Origin of the sequence: Pseudomonas spartinae (assembly GCF_965197125.1) — a bacterium.
GTDB lineage: Bacteria > Pseudomonadota > Gammaproteobacteria > Pseudomonadales > Pseudomonadaceae > Aquipseudomonas > Aquipseudomonas composti_A.
This window is the reverse complement of the sequence record NZ_CBDAMB010000003.1, coordinates 142,794-159,759: the sequence shown is the minus strand read 5'-3', so window position 1 is coordinate 159,759 and position 16,966 is coordinate 142,794. Positions and strand designations below refer to the sequence as shown.

The window sequence follows — 16,966 nt, the reverse complement described above, 5'->3', positions numbered from 1 at the left end:
GCATGCTCGGATGCCTTAGCAAGTAGACGGCCCAATACAATAAAAACAACTGCGTCACCGGACGCGGGAAATCCGTGACAACGGTCGCGGTGAGAGGAAGTAGAGATGAACACATCAAGTGTGTCGGCAACTTCAGGGAAAGCGAAGAAGCCGATGGCGGGTGCACGCAATGCGCAGCCGCTGATCAGAGTTCCTGCAGCTGTGTTGGATGTTCTTGCCGGGCTCATCCTGCTGGGCGTGTTTGGGTGGTATGGCTGGGCTGCTCTGCAGCTACCCGCTTCGTTGAATCCCAATGCAATAGGTGTCGGCGAGTTCCCGACGATCATCGCCGTCGCTGCACTGGTATCCGTGGTGCTGATGCTCTGTCTCGGTGTGGTCAGGTGCTTGCGGCACTCGCCTCAGGACGTGACCACGATCTGCCGCCCCTGGTCGGTCGTGCTGGCAATCCTGATATTGCTGGGGATCGGCACTTATCTGGACAAGCTGGGCCCCGTTATCGGGGTGGCTGCACTTTCCGCTCTGCTCATGCTGGTTGCCGGTGAACGTCGACCGCTCCAGATCACGGCTGTTTCGTTGGGTCTGAGCGCGGGCCTTTACGCCATCTTCGTCCTGGCTCTCGGCGTCAGCTTTTCTTGAGGTGTCACCATGTTCGAAAATATCTTGATCGGGTTTTCGGCCTTCGCCGACCCGTTGGTGCTGGTCGGCCTGATTGTCGGGGCACTGTTGGGCTACATGATCGGCGCGCTGCCGGGCTTGGGCCCGAGTCTCGGTGTGGCCTTGTTGATTCCTTTCACCTACAGCCTCGATCCTCTGGTGTCGATCGTGACGCTGATCTCCCTGTATGCGGCTGCTGAATATGGTGGGGCCATTTCCGCCATCCTGATCAACTCCCCCGGTACTGCAGCCGCCGTGGCGACGTCCTGGGATGGCTTTCCGCTGACCCAGCAAGGCAAGGCCGGCGTGGCCTTGAACATATCGATCATTTCCTCTGGGGTGGGCATCTTCGTCAGTGCTTTGCTGTTGCTGCTGACAGCGGTACCTCTCTCGGAGTTTGCGCTCAACTTTGGACCTACCGCCTACTTTGGCCTGGCTCTGGTGGGCTTGAGCCTGGTCTCGACCCTGTCCAATGGCTCGCCTGTAAAAGGTGCCATCGCCATGTGCATCGGCCTCGCCCTGGCCACGGTCGGGCTCGACACGCAGACCGGCGTTCCTCGTTTCAGTCCGAACCCCGAGTTCTTCGAGGGCTTCCCGCTGGTGCCGGTGTTGCTGGGGCTGTTCGCGCTGTCGGAAGTGCTGTTCATGATCGAGGCCGGGCCTTCCGCCAAGGTCAAGAGCCATCCCATGAATGGGATTCTGGCGGTGCCGCTGAAGACCTTCGGCAAGTTGAAGTTCAACCTGCTGCGTAGTTCCGTGATCGGTTATGTAATTGGCGTGGTGCCTGGGGCTGGAGCTTCCATTGCCTCCTTCGTGTCCTATGCCGTGTCGAAGAAAGCCTCGAAAACCCCCGAGCAATTCGGTAAGGGCAGTGTCGAGGGTATCGCGGCTTCGGAGTCGGCCAACAACGCGGCGGTATCCGGCGCGCTGGCGCCGCTCTTCGCCCTGGGGATTCCCGGCTCTCCGACCACCGCCATCATGATCGGCGCGCTGATGATCCATGGCATTCAGCCGGGACCGTTGTTGTTCACCACCAACCCGGAGATTCCCTACACCGTCATCGCGGCGCTGTGGGTCAGCGTGCCGGTGATGATCATCATTGGTCTGGCTGGGGCCAAGTACTGGGCGAAGGTGGCGGACATCCCGCGTCCGGCGGTCGCTGCCACGGTATCGGCCATCTGCCTGATGGGGGCTTACGCCTCCGAGAACTCGATGTTCCCCGTTTACGTCACCCTGGCCTTCGGTGTGCTGGGTTATGTCCTGCGCAAGCTGGATATTCCGCTCGCACCCATCATTCTGGCGCTGGTGCTCGGGGAGATGCTCGAGACCAACTTCCGCCGGGCGCTGGTCATTTCCAATGGCGACTACTCGGTGTTCTACAGCAGCCCGCTGACCTTGGTGCTGCTTGGGGTTGCGGTGCTTTCCTTCGCCATGCCGGCGTTGAAGTTCATGCGCGGCAGGCTCACCCGTCGGCTCGCCTGATGATGGCCTCCATGAAGCTGGACGTTTCTTCGCACAAGGCGGTGGCTCTGTAAAAACTGGCCGGAGCGGGGGGGGCTGACAAGCCTCCGCACGCTTCGGCAAGGAGCCAGGTGCTGAATGAAAAGGCGCCTGTGCTCGATGTTTTTGAAAGAGCAGACCACGGGACTTCATGGCCCGAAACCTCAAGTCAGTCATGGTTTGTCGTTGCGGGCCGTTTCGCGTCCGGCATCTGCTTTCGCGGGTGGAGGCGCTGTGCTCCTGGCGGCTCCGGACGATTGCTGGTGATACCGGTTGATGGTTAAGGATGTCGTGATGACTATGGATCTTTCTCGCGTGGCTCGGTTGCTGCTTCTGTACGGGCTGTGCTTCGCCATGGGGCGGGTGTTTGTGGCAATCGGTATGCCGTTGCCCTATATGATCGGCCCGCTGTTGCTGACGGCTTTCCTGTACGTTACAGGCGTGATGAAAACGCCCATTTCGGCCAAGACCCGGCCCTATGGACAAATGATCATTGCCTCCACCGTGGGGCTGGCATTCACCGCTGATGCCTTGGCCGTCATTGTCGAAATGGGGCCTGAGATCGTGGGGCTGGCCGTGCTGACTGGTTTGTGCGCGCTGTTCGTTTCAGTGCTGCTCAAGCGCTTCAGTCGTCTCGACTATTCCACCGCATTGCTCTGCACCATCCCCACCAGCCCGGTAGAGGCGGCCGTGATCGCTGAACGGTTCGGCCTCGACAAGGGCGTGGTAGTGCTGTCCCAGACCATCCGCATCGCCAGCGTCGTGGTGATCATCCCTATTGCGTTGTACGTAGCCGACGGTTGGCCGGGAAATGCCGGCCGCACCCTTGGCGCGGTCGGCGCATTCGATGCCGCTGGCGTTGCGCTCCTTGCCGTCTCTGCCCTGGCCGGTGCCATGCTGTTCAAATGGCTGAGGCTGCCGAATCCCTATTTCTTCGGGGCCTTGCTGATTTCCGCCGCCGCCTCCAGCAGTGGCTTGCACGTTGCGCCTTATCCTGCGCTGGTGCTGGCCCTCGCCCAGGTGGTGCTGGGTACCTGGCTGGGTTCGGTGTTCACCAGGGAGCTGTTCCTGGAGATGAAGCTCACGCTCACCATCATCCTCTCCATGCTCCTGTTCCTGTTCATGAGCAGCATGATGGCCGTGGCCTTCGCGGGGCTGACCGAGCTGCCCTGGGAGGTCATGGTGCTCAGCGCGGCGCCCGGCGGGGTCACTGAAATGGCACTGACCGCGCAATTTCTCGGCTACAGCGTGGCCATTATCGTGTCCTTTCAGATCGTGCGGATCTGCATATTCATGCCGGGTGTGCATTGGTTCATTGCAGCGGCGCGGCGCTTCGAGTCGAGGGGCGCGTCCTGAGCGTCAGGGGCGGTTATGAATCTTTTGGCTTCAGCTCGCGCCTGATGGTCTCGGTCAGTTCGAGCAGCGGCTGTGCATAGCGCGCTGTCACCGCCTCGATGCTCTCGCGGGTCGACAGGCTGATGTTCAGCGCGTGGCCACGATAGCTGGGAAGCTCGAGTGGAGCGGCTATCGACACCACTTGCGGTTGCCAGGAAGCGGCGCAGTAGCCATGGCGTTCGACGCTGCGCATGGCCGCTTCGATCTCCTGGCTCAGCTCTGCCCAGCGTGAGGCGCAGCGGCGTGCCTGAAAACGCTCCAGCAGCGCTTGGCGGTGCACCTCGTTCTGCACCGACAGGTAGGCGCGGCCCAGCGCCGTCAGCTCCATGGGCAGGCGCTGCCCCGTGCCGACGGTGCGCGGCGATTTGCGCGTGCTCAGTCTGATCGACTCCAGATAGACCATCTCATCGCCATCCGCGGCGGCCAGGCCAACGTTTACCTGGAGTTGCCGGGCGACCTGGCGCATCAGGGGTTCCGCTACTCGCACCAGAGAACTGCCCTGGTGCAGGGTGTGGGCCAGGCTGAGGAGGGAGGCGGCGAGTCGATAGGCACCACTGATCGGGTCGTAATCGAGGAAGCCGCTGCGAACCAGCGTTTGCGTCAGACGGCTAACGGTCGACTTGGACAGGCCCGTCCTTTCGCTCAGCTCCCCGTTGCTCAGGTATTCGCAGCCTGGGCGAAAGGCTCGCAGCAAGTCCAGGCCACGCTCCAGGGAGCGATTCGGTGTCGACTTGCCCTGGCCGGGAAGGTCCGCAGGTGTCGTCACGTCGATGGTCTCTTCCAATGCCTGAAGTTGAGGGCTGATCATCGCCTTGGCTCTCCGAGTACTCATTAACAGCATTACCGCGCATGAAGTCGAAGATGAGCTCGTCAGCGTCAGCGAGCGCGCATCACCCGGCGTCGGATTGTCTGCTTCCCTTTCGGCTAGCGCAACACGCCTGCAAGCACGGGCGCCGTGATCTTGATGTTCCACGCAGTGGAATGGCTCGGTTGAACATCAGGAGCGCGATTGCATAATCGATGGGCGTTTCATTCAAGACTCATAACAACAAGTAGGTCTCTATGAAAATTCCCTCTCTTGCTGCTTCATTGGCGCATGACTTGATGTTCCAGGGTTGCAATGCCGTGCATGCACGTTCAGGTCGAATACGCGTCATTCAATCCCACTCTGGATGAATGACAGCAAATAGCGCCATTGCCTATTTGAATCGAACCCGCTTGGGTCACCTCTCGTTGTATATCCCGCTTGCGCAGTGTCGATGCGTCGGGTTTCGGCTTGCCTGGTGATGCCCGAGTTCGGCTTCGCCCACCCTCGACCGGCTCCGCCCTGGTTGCGGCGTTCGGCCCTTCGTCAGGTACTTACGATGAACACGATGAAACTCATGCCCCTGTGCGTGGCAGGGACGGGGCTTGTCCTCATGCTGCCTTCGGCCTTCGCGGAAGGTTTTTTTGAGGACAGCAAAGCCTCGCTGGATCTGCGCAATTTCTACATGAACCGCGACTTCAGGGAGGGCAGCGGGCAGTCACAGCGCGAAGAATGGGCGCAAGGCTTCATCCTGCGCTACCAATCCGGCTATACCCCCGGCGCCATCGGTGTCGGCTTCGACGCCATCGGCATGCTGGGTATCAAGCTCGATTCCGGTCGCGGTCGGGCCGGCACGGGGCTGCTGCCGGTGGAAGACGACAAGGACGTGTCGGACGACTACTCGAAAGCTGGCGGCACGCTAAAGCTGCGCGCATCCAATAGCGAGTTCAAGCTGGGCACGCTGCTGCCCAAGTGGCCGACATTGCAGGCCAACGATGGCCGCTTGCTGCCGCAGACCTTCGAGGGCATGCAGCTACAGGTGCGCGAGCTGAAAGGCCTGGAACTCACCGGCGCGCAAATTCAGCGCGTCGTGCAACGTGACCAGACGAGCGATGAAGGCCTGGCGCTGAACAACAAGAACCGTCGCTTCAGCGGCTCTCTGGACGGCGGTGACTTCGAGCTGCTCGGGCTCAGCTACAAGGTGCTGGAAAACACCGACTTCAGTTACCAATATGCTCGCTTCGAGAATATCTATCGCCAGCAGTTCGTGGGGCTCAGCGATCGACGCAAGGGCGAGTGGGGCGCGTTCAACACGGATATCCGCCTGTTCCTGAGCGACGATGAAGGCGATGCTCATGGTGGCGACATCGATAACCGCGCGATCAGCGCCATGGGCACCTACAAGCTGAACGGCCATTCGCTGGGGGTTGGTTATCAGGTGATGTCGGGGGACTCGGCCTTCCCCTATGTCGCGGGCGCCAACCCTTATCTGGTCAACTTCGTCCAGGTTGGCGATTTCGCCGAGAAGGACGAGCGCTCCTGGCAACTGCGCTACGACTACGATCTGGCCAAGGTGGGCATTCCGGGCCTGACCTTCATGACTCGTTACCTGCGCGGCAGTGGCGCAGATGTGCGAGGGGCTGATGGTGGTGGTGAGCGCGAACTGGATGTCGAGCTGCAGTACGTGTTCCAGAGCGGCAGCTTCAAAGGTTTGGGCGTGCGCCTGCGTAGCGCCACCTACAGATCCGACTTCGCGCGTGACGCCAACGACGCTCGCGTTATCATCAGTTATCCGCTCAGTCTGCTCTGAGCTCAGATGCACCAGTCGCGCGGCCATTGCCTGGCTGCCGCTGGTGCTTTTTCGTTTGATCACGGTGGCCCAATGAAATATCCCCTGCCTCCCTTGAACCCCTTGAGAGCCTTCGAGGCTGCGGCCCGGCTGTGTAGCCTGACCAGTGCCGCAGAAGAGATGAACGTCTCGCAGGTTGCCGTCAGTCGCCAGGTACGGGTGCTCGAAGAGTATTTCGGGGTGGCCCTGTTTCGACGCTTGCATAGAGGCATCGAGCTGACGCGTGAAGGCAAGGAGCTGTACGAGGGGATCTCGCGCGCTTTCCAGGACATCAGCAGCGCGGCGCGAAAGGTCTCGCGCAGGGGGCGGCGGGATATTCTGTCGATACAGTCCTACACCACGTTCTCGCAGCGTTGGCTGATTCCCCGGTTGGCCAATTTTCACGATGCCCATGAATCGATTGAAATCAGGTTGTCCTCTTCGTTGGCACCCGTGGACTTCGAGACGCAGAACATCGATGCCTCGATACGTTCGGGGCGCGGCGACTGGCCCGACTTGCATGCGGAGAAACTCGTCGATATCGAGCTGATCCCCATCTGTTCACCGACCCTGATGGCATCTGTGAAGCTGGAAACACCGCAAGATCTTTCCCGCGGGCGTTTGCTGCACTCCATGGCACGCCCGAACGATTGGGCCAGTTGGCTTTCAGCGACCGATACCCGGATCGATGCCGATAGCGGTATTCGCTTCGACAACTCGGCGCTGGCCTATGAGGCTGCTTCGATGAACATGGGCGTGGCTATCGCCGTCAAGGCCTTCATCGAACGCCAGATCAAGAATGGCAGTTTCATCGCGCCGTTCGAGCAGACCTGCAAGACCGGCGAAGGCTATTACCTGACCTGGCCGCGGAGCATGAAACCATCGGAACCCTTGCTGAAATTCCTTGCCTGGATGCGTGAGCTGCTGGCGCAGACGGATTGACCATGTCTACCGTGCCAGAGGCGGAGGACTGCCGTTCTGGCAAGGGCGCTCGGCAGGCCTGCCTGCTGAGCGGCTGATTGCTTGTTTCGCATTCCCGAAGGGCGCCAGCCAAGCGCCTCTATCCGGCACTCCTGTATCGAACGCCTTCGCTGCTGCGCCCATGTTGCGGCAGGCATCCTGCTGCCCGCTCCTTGGCGCCTTGCCCAACGTTAAGGCCTGCTTTGGCTGACAAATCATCAGTACCGACGCGGATGGTTTTTTGGGAGCCTTGATTCAGGGGTTAGCCCCATAGCGAATTACAAAAATAACATCGTCGGAGATCGTCAGAAGATGCTAAGCAAAGCTGGAAAGAAGGCCCGTCACTGCCTGGGTGCAAGCGTACTGGCAGCCGTGACAATGCTCGGTGCGGTCGATGCCGCGCTCGCTGAAGGCGAGTGGCGTCCCACCGGTCCCGTCAACATGGTCATGCACACGGCGGCTGGCGGTACGGCGGATGTTTTCATCCGGACGCTGGCCAAGACCCTGGAGCCGGAGATCGGCCAGAAGGTGATCGTGATCAACGCACCGGGTGGCGGTGGCGCTGCGCAGATGACGCGGATTCGTTCGGCCCGCCCGGATGGCTTGACGCTGGGTGTGAATACCCTGTCGCACTTCACCAGCATGCTGACCAACCTCAAGGGTACCTACTCCATCGATGATTTCTCCTGGATCGCTTCGACCCAGGAAGATGCGATCCTGCTGTTCGTGAAGTCCGATTCCGACATCAAGAATATCGATGACCTAGTGGCCAAGGCTAAAGCGAACCATGGCCAGGTCAATATTGGTGGCTTTGGTCCGGCAGGCTCGATGCAGAGCATCGGTATCTCGATGCTGGAGAAGGCGGCCGGCGTCAAGTTCAACTGGGTGGCCTTCAACTCCACGCCAGATATCACCGCGGCGCTGTTGGGTGGCCACGTCGATGTCGGGGTTTCCAATCTCGGCGCGGTCAGCTCCTTCTTCGATGCCGATCGTATTCATGGGCTTGGCGTACTGGGGGATAAGCGGCTCACCGGTCTGCCCGATGTGCCCACCTTCGCCGAGCAGGGCTATGAGGTCGACACCAGCTGGCTGCAGGTTCGTGGAATATTCGGTCCGGCGAACATGCCCAAGGACATCCAGCAGAAAATTGCCGATGCCATCCACAAGGCGATGCGCTCCGAGGAATATCAGAACTACGCGCGCAACGCCGGCGTCGTGGATTCTTGGATGGGGCCGGATGAGTACACGAAATTCGTCAAGCGTGTAACGGAAGTGGCGGAAGTCCAGCTCAAGGAGGCCGGCTACATCCAGTGAAATAGCTGGGCCAGCGAGATGGCAGGTCAAGGATCTGGCGAATGCCAGGTCATGCCAGGCCAGCGACTGCGAGTGGGGCAGTTTCCCCTTCGTTGACGGCTGGCCGGGCACCGCCATCTCAGGGCTTGGCCGGCAGACGTCCGTGGTTACAGGGTAAGGCATTCATGTCCAAAGCATTCGAGGGAATTCGTGTCGTCGACACGACACATGTACTGGCTGGCCCATTCGCCAGCTATCAGATGGCGGTGCTGGGCGCCGAGGTGATCAAGGTCGAGTCGCCCGATGATCCCGACCAGGCCCGCATGCAGGGCTCCGATCGTGCCTTGAACGATATGGGCATGGGCACTGCGTTCATGGCCCAGGCCTCGAACAAGAGGACCCTGGCGCTGGATCTCAAGAGCGCCGAGGGTCGCGAGGCGATGAAGCGCCTCATCGCCACGGCCGATGTGTTCGTGGAGAACTACCGCCCTGGCGCGTTCGATGAGCTGGGGCTGGGTTACGACGAAATGTCGAAGCTCAATCCCAGGCTGATCTACTGCTCCATCTCGGCCTTTGGCGCGAACGGACCGCGCCGTGAGCAGACGGCCTACGACAACGTGATCCAGGCCTTTTCCGGGATGATGGCGATGACCGGCCATGGCGATGGCAGGCCCCTGAAATCAGGCGCGCCGGTGGTGGATTATGCGACGGGCACTTCGGCGGCCTATGCCATTGCCACCGCGCTTTTCCAGCGTGAACGCAATGGCGGCAAGGGCCAGTTCATCGATGTCTCCATGCTCGATGTCGCGCTGATTCTGACCAGCTCGCACCTCACGGGGTTGCTCTGGAACGGCAAGCATCCGGAGCAGAAGGGCAATACCTTTCCCTTCGCTACCATTGGCTGCTATCAGGCCAGCGATGTACCGCTGATGATCGGCGCCTCGAACCTGGTGCAACAACGCCGCTTGTGGACGGCGCTTGGCCGTGAGGACATGATCAAGACCGACAACAACCAGCGCCTCGATGCGCATGCGCAAGAGGCCGAGGTGCTGACGAAAATCATCGGCACCATGTCGGCGGACTACTGGGAGCAGTTCCTGCAAAGCAGGCGCATTCCTGCTGCGCGCATTCGCCGTCTGGAGGAAGCCATTGCCGATGAACAGGTGGCTGGCAGGCAGGTGCTGCAGAAACACGCAGCCTCGGGCAGCGTCGTCGATGGGCTGACTGTTCCGGTAGCTGCGTTCAATCTGTCGGACAGCCCGCCACGGATCACCCTGGCACCGCAACCCGTCGGCGCTCAGAGCACCGAGATCCTCGCCGAGCTTGGCTACGGAGAGCAGCAGATCGAAGCGCTGCGCGCAGCCGGTGTCGTCAATTGATCTTCAGGAACCGACGATGAGCAATCCCATCCTGGTGCTGGCCGAGGCTGCGGCCGGCTGGCACCACCGCGATCTGGACGACAGCCTGAGCTGGGCTACCCGGCGGGTCATCCTCGACTGGTTCGCCACGACCCTGCCGGGCTGCGCATTGCCACCAGCCACCTTGCTGGCCGAGGCCCTGGCTGCCTGCCGTGGCACGGGCAAGGCCATCTGCTACGTGGACGGCCAGCCCGCCTCGGCGCGGCATGCGGCGTTGCTCAATGCCTGCGCCAGCCATACGGTGGAATTCGACGATATCTTCAAGGACGGCGGCTATCATCCTGGCAGCCCCACCGTTTCCTCCGCCCTGGCTGTCGCCCAGGACAGGGGCGCATCGCTGGAGCAGCTGCACCGCGCGATCATCGCCGGCTATGAGGTGGGCTGCCGGGTTTCCCTGGCGATTCAACCCAGCCATTACCGTCATTGGCATACCACCTCCACGGTCGGCACCCTGGGTGCGGCGGTGGCTACCGCCATGCTCCTGGGGGCCGATGCAGAGCGCATCGCCCATGCCATCGCCCTGGCGAGCAGCTTTGCCGGTGGGCATCAGCAGAACCTGCAGGGGGAGGGCATGGCCAAGGCGCTGCACCCCGGCCATGCGGCCGATGCCGGCATCCTCGCGGGCATGGCCGCAGCCCATGGCGTGACGGCGTCCCTCGACAGCCTGCATGGCGAAAAGGGTTTCGCGGCTGCCACCAGCGCTTCCAGCGGTGACTGGGCCGCAGCGCTCGAGGGTCTGGGGGAGTGGACGCCCATCATGCACATGACGGTGAAGAACCATGGCTGTTGCGGGCATATCTTTCCCGCGCTCGATGGTCTGAGGCTGTTACAGGAGAAGGAGGGTTTTGCTGCCGGCGATATCGACTCGATTCATGTAGCCGGTTATGGCGCCACCTACCAGATGTGCAATCGTGCCACTGCCAAATCAGCCCAGGAGGCGCGCTTCAGCCTGCAGTACTGCATGGCTGCGCAGTCCGTGCTCGGTGGTGTGCGTTTGGCTGCATTCGCCCCAGAGGCCCTTGCAAATCCAGCCATCTTGGCCCTGATGCAGAGGGTGACGGTCAGCGAAGATGCGGAGCTGGCCGCAGCCTATCCCAAAAAACGCATGGCCAAGCTGTTGGTGCGGCTGAAGGATGGACGTGAGATCAACCATTTTCAGCAAACTCGCAAAGGTGATCCAGAAGATCCGTTGTCGGATGCAGAGCTTGTGGCCAAGTATGATGAGTTGGCAGGATCTGTTCTCGCTCCATCGAAATTGAGCGCGCTACGTCAGGCAATACTTTACGAGTTCGAACTTCCAGGCATGGCCAGTGTGAATGCCTGATGGCGCGAAGCTATGTTGAGAAGTTTCAGAACAAATGATTGGCCAATAGAATTTGAAGAGTCAAACGTATGACTTATGTCGTGCATAAAGGAAAAATGGTTCGCATCAGTGGCAGTCTGCCGCAGGTTGGGCAGCTGGCACCGGATTTCTGCTTGGTTGGATCGGATCTGTCTGACTACACGTTGGCGTCATTTTCTGGCAAGCGCAAAGTGCTCAATATCTTTCCAAGTATTGATACGCCGACTTGCGCGACCTCGGTACGGAAATTCAACTCTGAAGCCAGTAAGCTGGAAAATACTGTGGTGCTGTGTATTTCCGCTGACCTGCCGTTTGCCCATAAGCGTTTCTGCGTGAGTGAAGGGTTGGATCAGGTGGTCAATCTATCTACCTTGCGTGATCGTGGCTTCCTTGAAAACTATGGTGTTGCCATTGCTGACGGACCGAGAGTCGGTCTTGCTACTCGTGCCGTCGTCGTTCTCGATGAGCAAAATAGGGTTCTACATTGCGAGTTGGTTGTAGAGGTTGGTAATGAGCCAAATTACTCGATGGCAATTAACGCTCTAGATGGGTGATTTGGCTTTATCCAGTTTGCGTAAGCTCTTCAACTGCCTACGAATATCCTAAAGCAAGATTTTTCTTCAGTCGGTCAGTAATTTAGATTGGCGCTCAATGTGGAGGGCGGTAGCGTTCTAAGTGGAGGACTGGCGGCCTTTATGACGTTCGGTTCTTCGGCACAATGCCAACTTGCATCCCAAACGGATTGAACACGCTATTCAGGGTTTGCACGGTCGGATTCGATTCGTCATGTTCCAGTTGGCGCAGGGCGCGTAGGGAGAGTTTGCACATCTGTGCGAAACGGGCCTGCTGCAGTCCGGTGACGTCCTTCCGCAGCTTGCGCACAGCCTGGCCGATGCTCAGCTCGCCCGACGCCAGTTGGGTTTGTATTTCAGTCAGAATACGGTTGCGCTCGATGATATCCATTCAGACAAGCTCCCATCGGCTGAGTCGTTGCTGGAGGTTGCGCAGTGCGATACGCGGATGATTCATCGTGGAGCTTGGTAGCCCCTGATCGCTCAGTAGATCGGGCAGCGCCAGGAAGTTATTTGCTGCGTCTCTGAGTCTTTCATAAAGAACATCGGTGTGGGTCCATTGCGCCAGTGCGGCACAGGCCTGGCGCCAGTTGACCTCGCCGGCAACCTCTATGGATTGAGGCCATTTTGTGGTGCGAGTGATGCCTTCATCGTCCATCACCATGGGGGCAAGGTCGTAGATCGGGGCGAGTTTCAGACCCTTGCTATCACGCAAGATCGAAGTGTTGCGGCCATGGTTGTCCGAGTTGCCAAGGATCTGGTTGAGCAAGTCTCGCCGTAGATACTCAAAGAGCATGTCGCCAACTTGTGCGCCTTGCCCCGTTTGTTGCCATAGCCTTACCAGGTGATTCAGTGCGTCGGTATGCAGTAGATAGCTGCCCGGCACGGTTACTCCAGCGAGCGAGTACACAGACTCCATGGCGCTGCGCTCGACCCCTGCGGGGCCAAGATGGCGATCAAAACGATGCATCCACAGACTAGGCTTGCGGCCTTCCTCCAGAGCCAGGCCTTCTGCGGGTACGGTATCCAGGCCAAGCTGCTGCACGACTCTGTAGTAGCAGAACTCGCTACGCAGGATGTCCTGGTCGGTCTGCCTGGCCTGGTTGCGCGCGAACTTTACAAACCAGTGGCGGGTTGCAGACTCATCCGGCAAAGCCGCATCCGGGTGCAGTGCACCTTCTCGATCTTCAGTCAGCAACAATTTGGGCGCTTCGCCACCAGCACCTGTGGCGCCCCCGATAGCCGCACCCTGCTCGTAGGCGTATTCCAGAAAACGCGCATCGCGATTGATCACATCTTCGCGAGAGAAACCTAGCAGCGGATTTCCTTGAAGGGCTAATGCGGCCTCCTTGATACGCAGGTTTCCCACCGGAGCTGGCGCGCAACGCCCCAGCAGAAATAGATCAAGCCCAAGATGCTCGGGCTTTTGCTCACCCAGGCGCTGCAGCAGGAAGCGCCTTGCGGCCCCGGCGGGCAGTATGTCGTAAAGGAAGGCAGGCGCTTCGCGGGTTCGATGGGATTCCCAGTCCAGCGGCAGCGTGGCGCTAACGGCATGCTCAAGGCGGCTGCCGATGTGGCCCAGCGTCTCAAGCAGATATGTCTGCTCGTAGCCAAAAGAACACGGCCCAGCAAGACCAGCTTCGGACTGCTCAAAGCTGAGGTGCATGGCGTCGTGCCACGCATGACCGCTGTACAGTTGCAGGGTGAGAGAGTGCATATGGACTCCGGCACTTTAATGCCGTAAAGACTAGTGGTCTTTATGAATAAAGGCAATAAAATGCCTTAAACAGCCCTGGCGCTGGATTGTAAAGGCACTTTATTGCCTATTTTTTTGGGTCGGCTAGCGGCTCCCATGCCTTCGATCGCGCCGCCGTGCTGCGCCAGCGTGGTGAGGAGGGCGTGCAGGGTTCGCTTAACCGCGCTCAGGCCGAAGCCGACAACGGCGGCAATCAGGTCGGTGGCAGGGGCACCAAGGTTTACAGCCCGATGATGGTCATCGTGCCGCGCTGGTGTGAGCGATACCCTTTGGGCGTGACCACGCTCTAGTCCGTGTCACGCTGCGGCCTTCGGGTGGCTGTCGTTATGGCTGCAGCGGCCAGCTCAGAACGAAGCGGCTGCCACCCTGAGCCGACACCTGGCAGAAGGCTTGCCCGCCATGCGCCTCGATGATGGCCCTGACCACCGCCAGGCCCAGGCCGCTACCGCCGCTCTTGCGCGAGCGTGACGGGTCACCACGGCGAAAGGCGTCGAAGATGTCGGCGACCAGGGCGCTGTCGATGCCGGGTCCGTCGTCTTCCACGCTCAACTGGCAGTCGTCGCCGACTCGCTCCAGACGCACCCACAGGTTGCCTGGGTCGGCATGGCGCAGGGCGTTTTCCAGCAGCGCCATCAGCGCCTGGCGGATGCGCACGGCATCGCATTGCACCAGCAGCTCGGCGTCCAGGGACTGCTGCAGGTGAAAACCTTTCTCCGCCAGCGACGTGGCGAAGGCCTGCAGCACGCTGCCCAGTTCATCGGCCAGGCGCACGTTGCTGCGTTGCACTTCCAGGTGGCCGCTGTCGTTGAGGCTCAGCACGCGCAGGTCTTCGATCAGGTGGTTGAGGCCTTCTACCTGGCGTAGCAGGCCCTCGAACAACTCTGTGCTGGGACTGAACACGCCTTCGGCCAAGCCCTGCAGGCGGCCGCGCAGGATGGTCACCGGGGTGCGCAGTTCGTGGGCGATGGCGGCGTTCCAGAACTCGCGCTCGCGGGTCATGCTTTGCAGGCGCTCGGCCATGGCGTTGAAGTCACGCACCAGTTGTGCGGTTTCGCCCATGGCCTGTGGGTCCAGCGGTGCGCGCGCGTCGAGCTTGCCCTGGGCCACTTCGCGCAGGCTGTGCGCCACCGAATTCAACGGCGTGATCAGGCGCCGTGACAGGCGTATGGCGACGAACACCGCCATGCTCAACGCGGCGATGATGGTGCAGACGATCCACACCAGCTCCAGCCGCGAGGGCACCATGGTGTCGGAGATGCTGCCTGGCAGGTAGGTCACGGCGAAGGCGTAGAAGATGTAGGTACCGATCACCGAGAGGCAGATGATGCCCAGCGCCATTACCGCCAGTGACTGGATGATCTGTCGACGCAGGCCCGGTGCCGGTTTCATGGCTCGACGCCGAAGCGATAGCCCACGCCCCAGACGCTGGCGGGCACGCCCTGGATGTCGAGCGCTTCGAGCTTCTTGCGCAGCTTGCTGACGTGGCTGTCCACGGTGCGCTCCTGGGTGTCGCCTTCGGGCAGGCAGGTGACCAGCAGCTCAGCACGGCTGAACGCCCGTTTCGGCGCGCGCATCAGGCAGGCCAGCAGTTTGAACTCGGTCAGGGTCAGCTCCAGCGTTTGCTGCTGATCATCGACCATCACGCTGGCCTCGTGGCTGTCCAGGTCGATCTGGAACAGCCCGACGCGCAGCATCTGCGTGGCAGCAGGCGCGCTGCCCCGTGTACGCCGCAGCACCGCCTGCACCCGCGCCACCACCTCAGCCGGGTTGAAGGGTTTGACCACGTAGTCGTCGGCGCCCAGGCGCAGCCCCATCAGCTTGTCGATGTCCTGATCGAGCGCAGTGAGCATGATCACCGGGGTGTCGCCACGGGAGCGGATTTCGCTGAGTACCTTCCAGCCATCGCACACCGGCATCTGCACATCGAGCAGCAGCAGGTCCGGCTTGAGCGTCTGGTGCAGGGCCAGGGCCTGCTGGCCATCGCTGGCGTGCTGGGTGCGCAGGCCGCTGCGCTGCAGGTAGGCGATGAGGATGTCGGCGATCTCGGCCTCGTCCTCGGCGATCAGCACCAGTGCCGGGGCAGGGGAGGCAGTGCTGGTACGGGCGTGGGGATCGGACATGGGCGGGCTCGCGCAGAGGGGCGGCAAATACTATCGCGGCCTCCATGCTTTCTCCACAAAGCCTCGAATCATTCGCAACAGCGCCGCTTCAGACTGCAGCGTCGATCAGCTCCCGGTCGCCATCAGGTCACCGGAGCCTAGCGTGCAACGAGGAGTGGGTTATGGGCAGTAAACAGCGGCATCTGGGCATCGCGCTCGCAGGGTTTGCCGTATTGGCTCTGGCAGGCTGCGACGCGGCGCCTGAGCAAAGCGAGGCGGCCGCGCCGCTGCAGGTGTCGGTGCTGACATTGCAGGCGCAGGAGCTGGCGGTCAGCGAGGACCTGCCAGCCCGTGTGGCCGCCGTGCGCAGCGCCGAGATTCGTGCGCAGATCGGCGGCATCGTGCAGCGCCGTCTGTTCGAGCAGGGTGCCGAAGTCGAGGCCGGTGCCGTGCTGTTCCAGATCAACCCAGCGCCGTTCAAGGCGGAGGTCGACAGCGCCGCGGCCGCCTTGCAGCGCGCCGAAGCGACCCTGACCCGGGCGCGTGTACAGGCCGAGCGCCTGGCCCCATTGGTGCGCGCCGAGGCGGTCAGCCGTCAGGTGTATGACGACGCGGTGGCGCAGCGTGAGCAGGCCGCCGCCGATGTGGCTCAGGCCAGGGCGACGCTGGCGCGGCGCCAGCTGGACCTGCAGTTCGCCAGCGTCGAGGCGCCGATTGCCGGGCGCATCGACCAGGCGCTGGTCAGCGAAGGGGCGCTGGTGTCGCCGACCGATGCCACGCCCATGGCGCGTATTCAGCAGATCGACCAGGTGTACGTCGACGTACGCCAGTCCGCCTCGATACTGGACACGCTGCGCCAGCAGGCCGGTTCGGCGACGCCGGAGCTGAGCGTGGACATCCTCGGCAGCGACGGCAAGCCACTGGGCATGCGGGGGCGCATCCTGTTTTCCGGCATCGAGGTGGATGCTGGTACCGGCGACGTGCTGCTGCGCGTGCTGGTGGACAACCCGCAGCGCCGCCTGTTGCCCGGCCTCTACGTGCAGGCGCGGATACCCCGTGCGCATTACTCCGCCGCCCTCAGTGTGCCGCAGCAGGCGGTAACGCGCACGGCGGGCCAGGCCAGCGTATGGGTGGTCGATGAGCAGGGCCAGGTACAGCCGGTGCCCATCGAACTCGGTGAGCTGGTCGAGCGTCGTTACCGCGTGGTGTCCGGGCTCAGCGCCGGGCAGCAGGTGGTGATCGAGGGTATCGAACGTTTGAGCCCCGATGCCCAGGTTGCCACGCGCTCCTGGCAGTCCGCCGCCAGCGGTGAACACCTCAGCGCCGTCGCGCACTGAGTCCGGA

16 protein-coding genes are annotated in these 16,966 nt (G+C 61.4%); 11 read left to right on the top strand and 5 right to left on the bottom strand.

The genetic code is table 11. The features are described from left to right. Window positions 1–105 precede the first annotated feature (105 nt). The 3 genes from ACN8M7_RS08090 to ACN8M7_RS08080 all read left to right on the top strand — a co-directional run bounded on the left by ACN8M7_RS08090 (window position 106) and on the right by ACN8M7_RS08080 (window position 3,510). Entirely contained in the window at window positions 106–636 is a 531-nt protein-coding gene (locus ACN8M7_RS08090; RefSeq protein ID WP_490260415.1) for a tripartite tricarboxylate transporter TctB family protein, read from the top strand. A gap of 9 nt (window positions 637–645) precedes the next feature. Further along, complete coding sequence (locus ACN8M7_RS08085) at window positions 646–2,136, top strand: tripartite tricarboxylate transporter permease (RefSeq protein WP_061239334.1); 1,491 nt, start codon at window positions 646–648, stop codon at window positions 2,134–2,136. Between the two features lie 312 nt (window positions 2,137–2,448). Then, the gene (locus ACN8M7_RS08080) at window positions 2,449–3,510 is read left to right on the top strand and encodes an AbrB family transcriptional regulator (protein WP_490260414.1); all 1,062 of its coding nucleotides are present in this window, start codon (window positions 2,449–2,451) and stop codon (window positions 3,508–3,510) included. A gap of 13 nt (window positions 3,511–3,523) precedes the next feature. Here ACN8M7_RS08080 and ACN8M7_RS08075 read toward each other — a convergent pair whose 3' ends face one another. Then, window positions 3,524–4,357, bottom strand: a complete 834-nt coding sequence (locus tag ACN8M7_RS08075) for an IclR family transcriptional regulator (protein WP_490260413.1) — start codon at window positions 4,355–4,357, stop codon at window positions 3,524–3,526. A gap of 556 nt (window positions 4,358–4,913) precedes the next feature. Here ACN8M7_RS08075 and ACN8M7_RS08070 point away from each other — a divergent pair. The 6 genes from ACN8M7_RS08070 to tpx all read left to right on the top strand — a co-directional run bounded on the left by ACN8M7_RS08070 (window position 4,914) and on the right by tpx (window position 11,749). After that, window positions 4,914–6,164, top strand: a complete 1,251-nt coding sequence (locus ACN8M7_RS08070; RefSeq protein WP_490260412.1) for an OprD family porin — start codon at window positions 4,914–4,916, stop codon at window positions 6,162–6,164. Window positions 6,165–6,236: 72 nt separating this feature from the next. Continuing rightward, entirely contained in the window at window positions 6,237–7,124 is an 888-nt protein-coding gene (locus tag ACN8M7_RS08065) for a LysR substrate-binding domain-containing protein (RefSeq protein ID WP_490260411.1), read from the top strand. 396 nt (window positions 7,125–7,520) lie between these two features. Continuing rightward, window positions 7,521–8,456 carry a tripartite tricarboxylate transporter substrate binding protein gene (locus ACN8M7_RS08060; protein ID WP_490260410.1) on the top strand — a complete coding sequence of 312 codons (936 nt, stop codon included), beginning with the start codon at window positions 7,521–7,523 and terminating at the stop codon, window positions 8,454–8,456. A gap of 164 nt (window positions 8,457–8,620) precedes the next feature. After that, window positions 8,621–9,814, top strand: a complete 1,194-nt coding sequence (locus ACN8M7_RS08055) for a CaiB/BaiF CoA transferase family protein (RefSeq protein WP_490260409.1) — start codon at window positions 8,621–8,623, stop codon at window positions 9,812–9,814. 16 nt (window positions 9,815–9,830) lie between these two features. Continuing rightward, on the top strand, window positions 9,831–11,177 hold the full coding sequence (locus ACN8M7_RS08050) for an MmgE/PrpD family protein (RefSeq protein WP_490260408.1): 1,347 nt from the start codon (window positions 9,831–9,833) through the stop codon (window positions 11,175–11,177). Between the two features lie 68 nt (window positions 11,178–11,245). Next, window positions 11,246–11,749: a thiol peroxidase gene (gene tpx, locus ACN8M7_RS08045; protein ID WP_490260407.1), complete on the top strand. Its 504-nt coding sequence runs from the start codon at window positions 11,246–11,248 to the stop codon at window positions 11,747–11,749. A 139-nt stretch (window positions 11,750–11,888) separates the two neighbouring features. On the opposite strand, the gene ACN8M7_RS08040 is transcribed toward tpx, so the two are convergent. Both ACN8M7_RS08040 and ACN8M7_RS08035 read right to left on the bottom strand, forming a co-directional pair. Continuing rightward, the gene (locus tag ACN8M7_RS08040; protein ID WP_061239340.1) at window positions 11,889–12,158 is read right to left on the bottom strand and encodes a helix-turn-helix domain-containing protein; all 270 of its coding nucleotides are present in this window, start codon (window positions 12,156–12,158) and stop codon (window positions 11,889–11,891) included. Continuing rightward, a complete protein-coding gene (locus tag ACN8M7_RS08035; protein WP_490260406.1) occupies window positions 12,159–13,484 on the bottom strand; it encodes a type II toxin-antitoxin system HipA family toxin in 1,326 nt (441 codons plus the stop codon). It lies immediately after the preceding gene. Between the two features lie 182 nt (window positions 13,485–13,666). Here ACN8M7_RS08035 and ACN8M7_RS08030 point away from each other — a divergent pair, with 182 nt between their 5' ends. Then, window positions 13,667–13,813 (top strand): hypothetical protein, encoded by a 147-nt coding sequence (locus ACN8M7_RS08030; protein WP_490260405.1) that lies wholly within the window; start codon window positions 13,667–13,669, stop codon window positions 13,811–13,813. Window positions 13,814–13,847: 34 nt separating this feature from the next. Here ACN8M7_RS08030 and ACN8M7_RS08025 read toward each other — a convergent pair whose 3' ends face one another. Continuing rightward, window positions 13,848–14,912, bottom strand: a complete 1,065-nt coding sequence (locus ACN8M7_RS08025; RefSeq protein WP_490260404.1) for an ATP-binding protein — start codon at window positions 14,910–14,912, stop codon at window positions 13,848–13,850. Next, window positions 14,909–15,643, bottom strand: coding sequence for a response regulator (locus ACN8M7_RS08020; RefSeq protein ID WP_490260403.1), 735 nt, complete (start codon window positions 15,641–15,643; stop codon window positions 14,909–14,911). The genes ACN8M7_RS08025 and ACN8M7_RS08020 overlap by 4 nt, the downstream gene beginning before the upstream one ends. A 161-nt stretch (window positions 15,644–15,804) precedes the next feature. On the opposite strand from ACN8M7_RS08020, the gene ACN8M7_RS08015 reads away from it, so the two are divergent. Next, window positions 15,805–16,959 carry an efflux RND transporter periplasmic adaptor subunit gene (locus ACN8M7_RS08015; protein WP_490260402.1) on the top strand — a complete coding sequence of 385 codons (1,155 nt, stop codon included), beginning with the start codon at window positions 15,805–15,807 and terminating at the stop codon, window positions 16,957–16,959. Window positions 16,960–16,966: the final 7 nt, after the last annotated feature.

Bases quoted from the DNA above. Each gene is read 5' to 3' on its own strand.
- ACN8M7_RS08090 (WP_490260415.1), top strand. From the start codon at position 106: ATGAACACATCAAGTGTGTCGGCAACTTCAGGGAAAGCGAAGAAGCCG.
- ACN8M7_RS08085 (WP_061239334.1), top strand. From the start codon at position 646: ATGTTCGAAAATATCTTGATCGGGTTTTCGGCCTTCGCCGACCCGTTG.
- ACN8M7_RS08080 (WP_490260414.1), top strand. From the start codon at position 2,449: ATGACTATGGATCTTTCTCGCGTGGCTCGGTTGCTGCTTCTGTACGGG.
- ACN8M7_RS08075 (WP_490260413.1), bottom strand. From the start codon at position 4,357: ATGATCAGCCCTCAACTTCAGGCATTGGAAGAGACCATCGACGTGACG.
- ACN8M7_RS08070 (WP_490260412.1), top strand. From the start codon at position 4,914: ATGAACACGATGAAACTCATGCCCCTGTGCGTGGCAGGGACGGGGCTT.
- ACN8M7_RS08065 (WP_490260411.1), top strand. From the start codon at position 6,237: ATGAAATATCCCCTGCCTCCCTTGAACCCCTTGAGAGCCTTCGAGGCT.
- ACN8M7_RS08060 (WP_490260410.1), top strand. From the start codon at position 7,521: ATGCTCGGTGCGGTCGATGCCGCGCTCGCTGAAGGCGAGTGGCGTCCC.
- ACN8M7_RS08055 (WP_490260409.1), top strand. From the start codon at position 8,621: ATGTCCAAAGCATTCGAGGGAATTCGTGTCGTCGACACGACACATGTA.
- ACN8M7_RS08050 (WP_490260408.1), top strand. From the start codon at position 9,831: ATGAGCAATCCCATCCTGGTGCTGGCCGAGGCTGCGGCCGGCTGGCAC.
- tpx (WP_490260407.1), top strand. From the start codon at position 11,246: ATGACTTATGTCGTGCATAAAGGAAAAATGGTTCGCATCAGTGGCAGT.
- ACN8M7_RS08040 (WP_061239340.1), bottom strand. From the start codon at position 12,158: ATGGATATCATCGAGCGCAACCGTATTCTGACTGAAATACAAACCCAA.
- ACN8M7_RS08035 (WP_490260406.1), bottom strand. From the start codon at position 13,484: ATGCACTCTCTCACCCTGCAACTGTACAGCGGTCATGCGTGGCACGAC.
- ACN8M7_RS08025 (WP_490260404.1), bottom strand. From the start codon at position 14,912: ATGAAACCGGCACCGGGCCTGCGTCGACAGATCATCCAGTCACTGGCG.
- ACN8M7_RS08020 (WP_490260403.1), bottom strand. From the start codon at position 15,643: ATGTCCGATCCCCACGCCCGTACCAGCACTGCCTCCCCTGCCCCGGCA.
- ACN8M7_RS08015 (WP_490260402.1), top strand. From the start codon at position 15,805: ATGGGCAGTAAACAGCGGCATCTGGGCATCGCGCTCGCAGGGTTTGCC.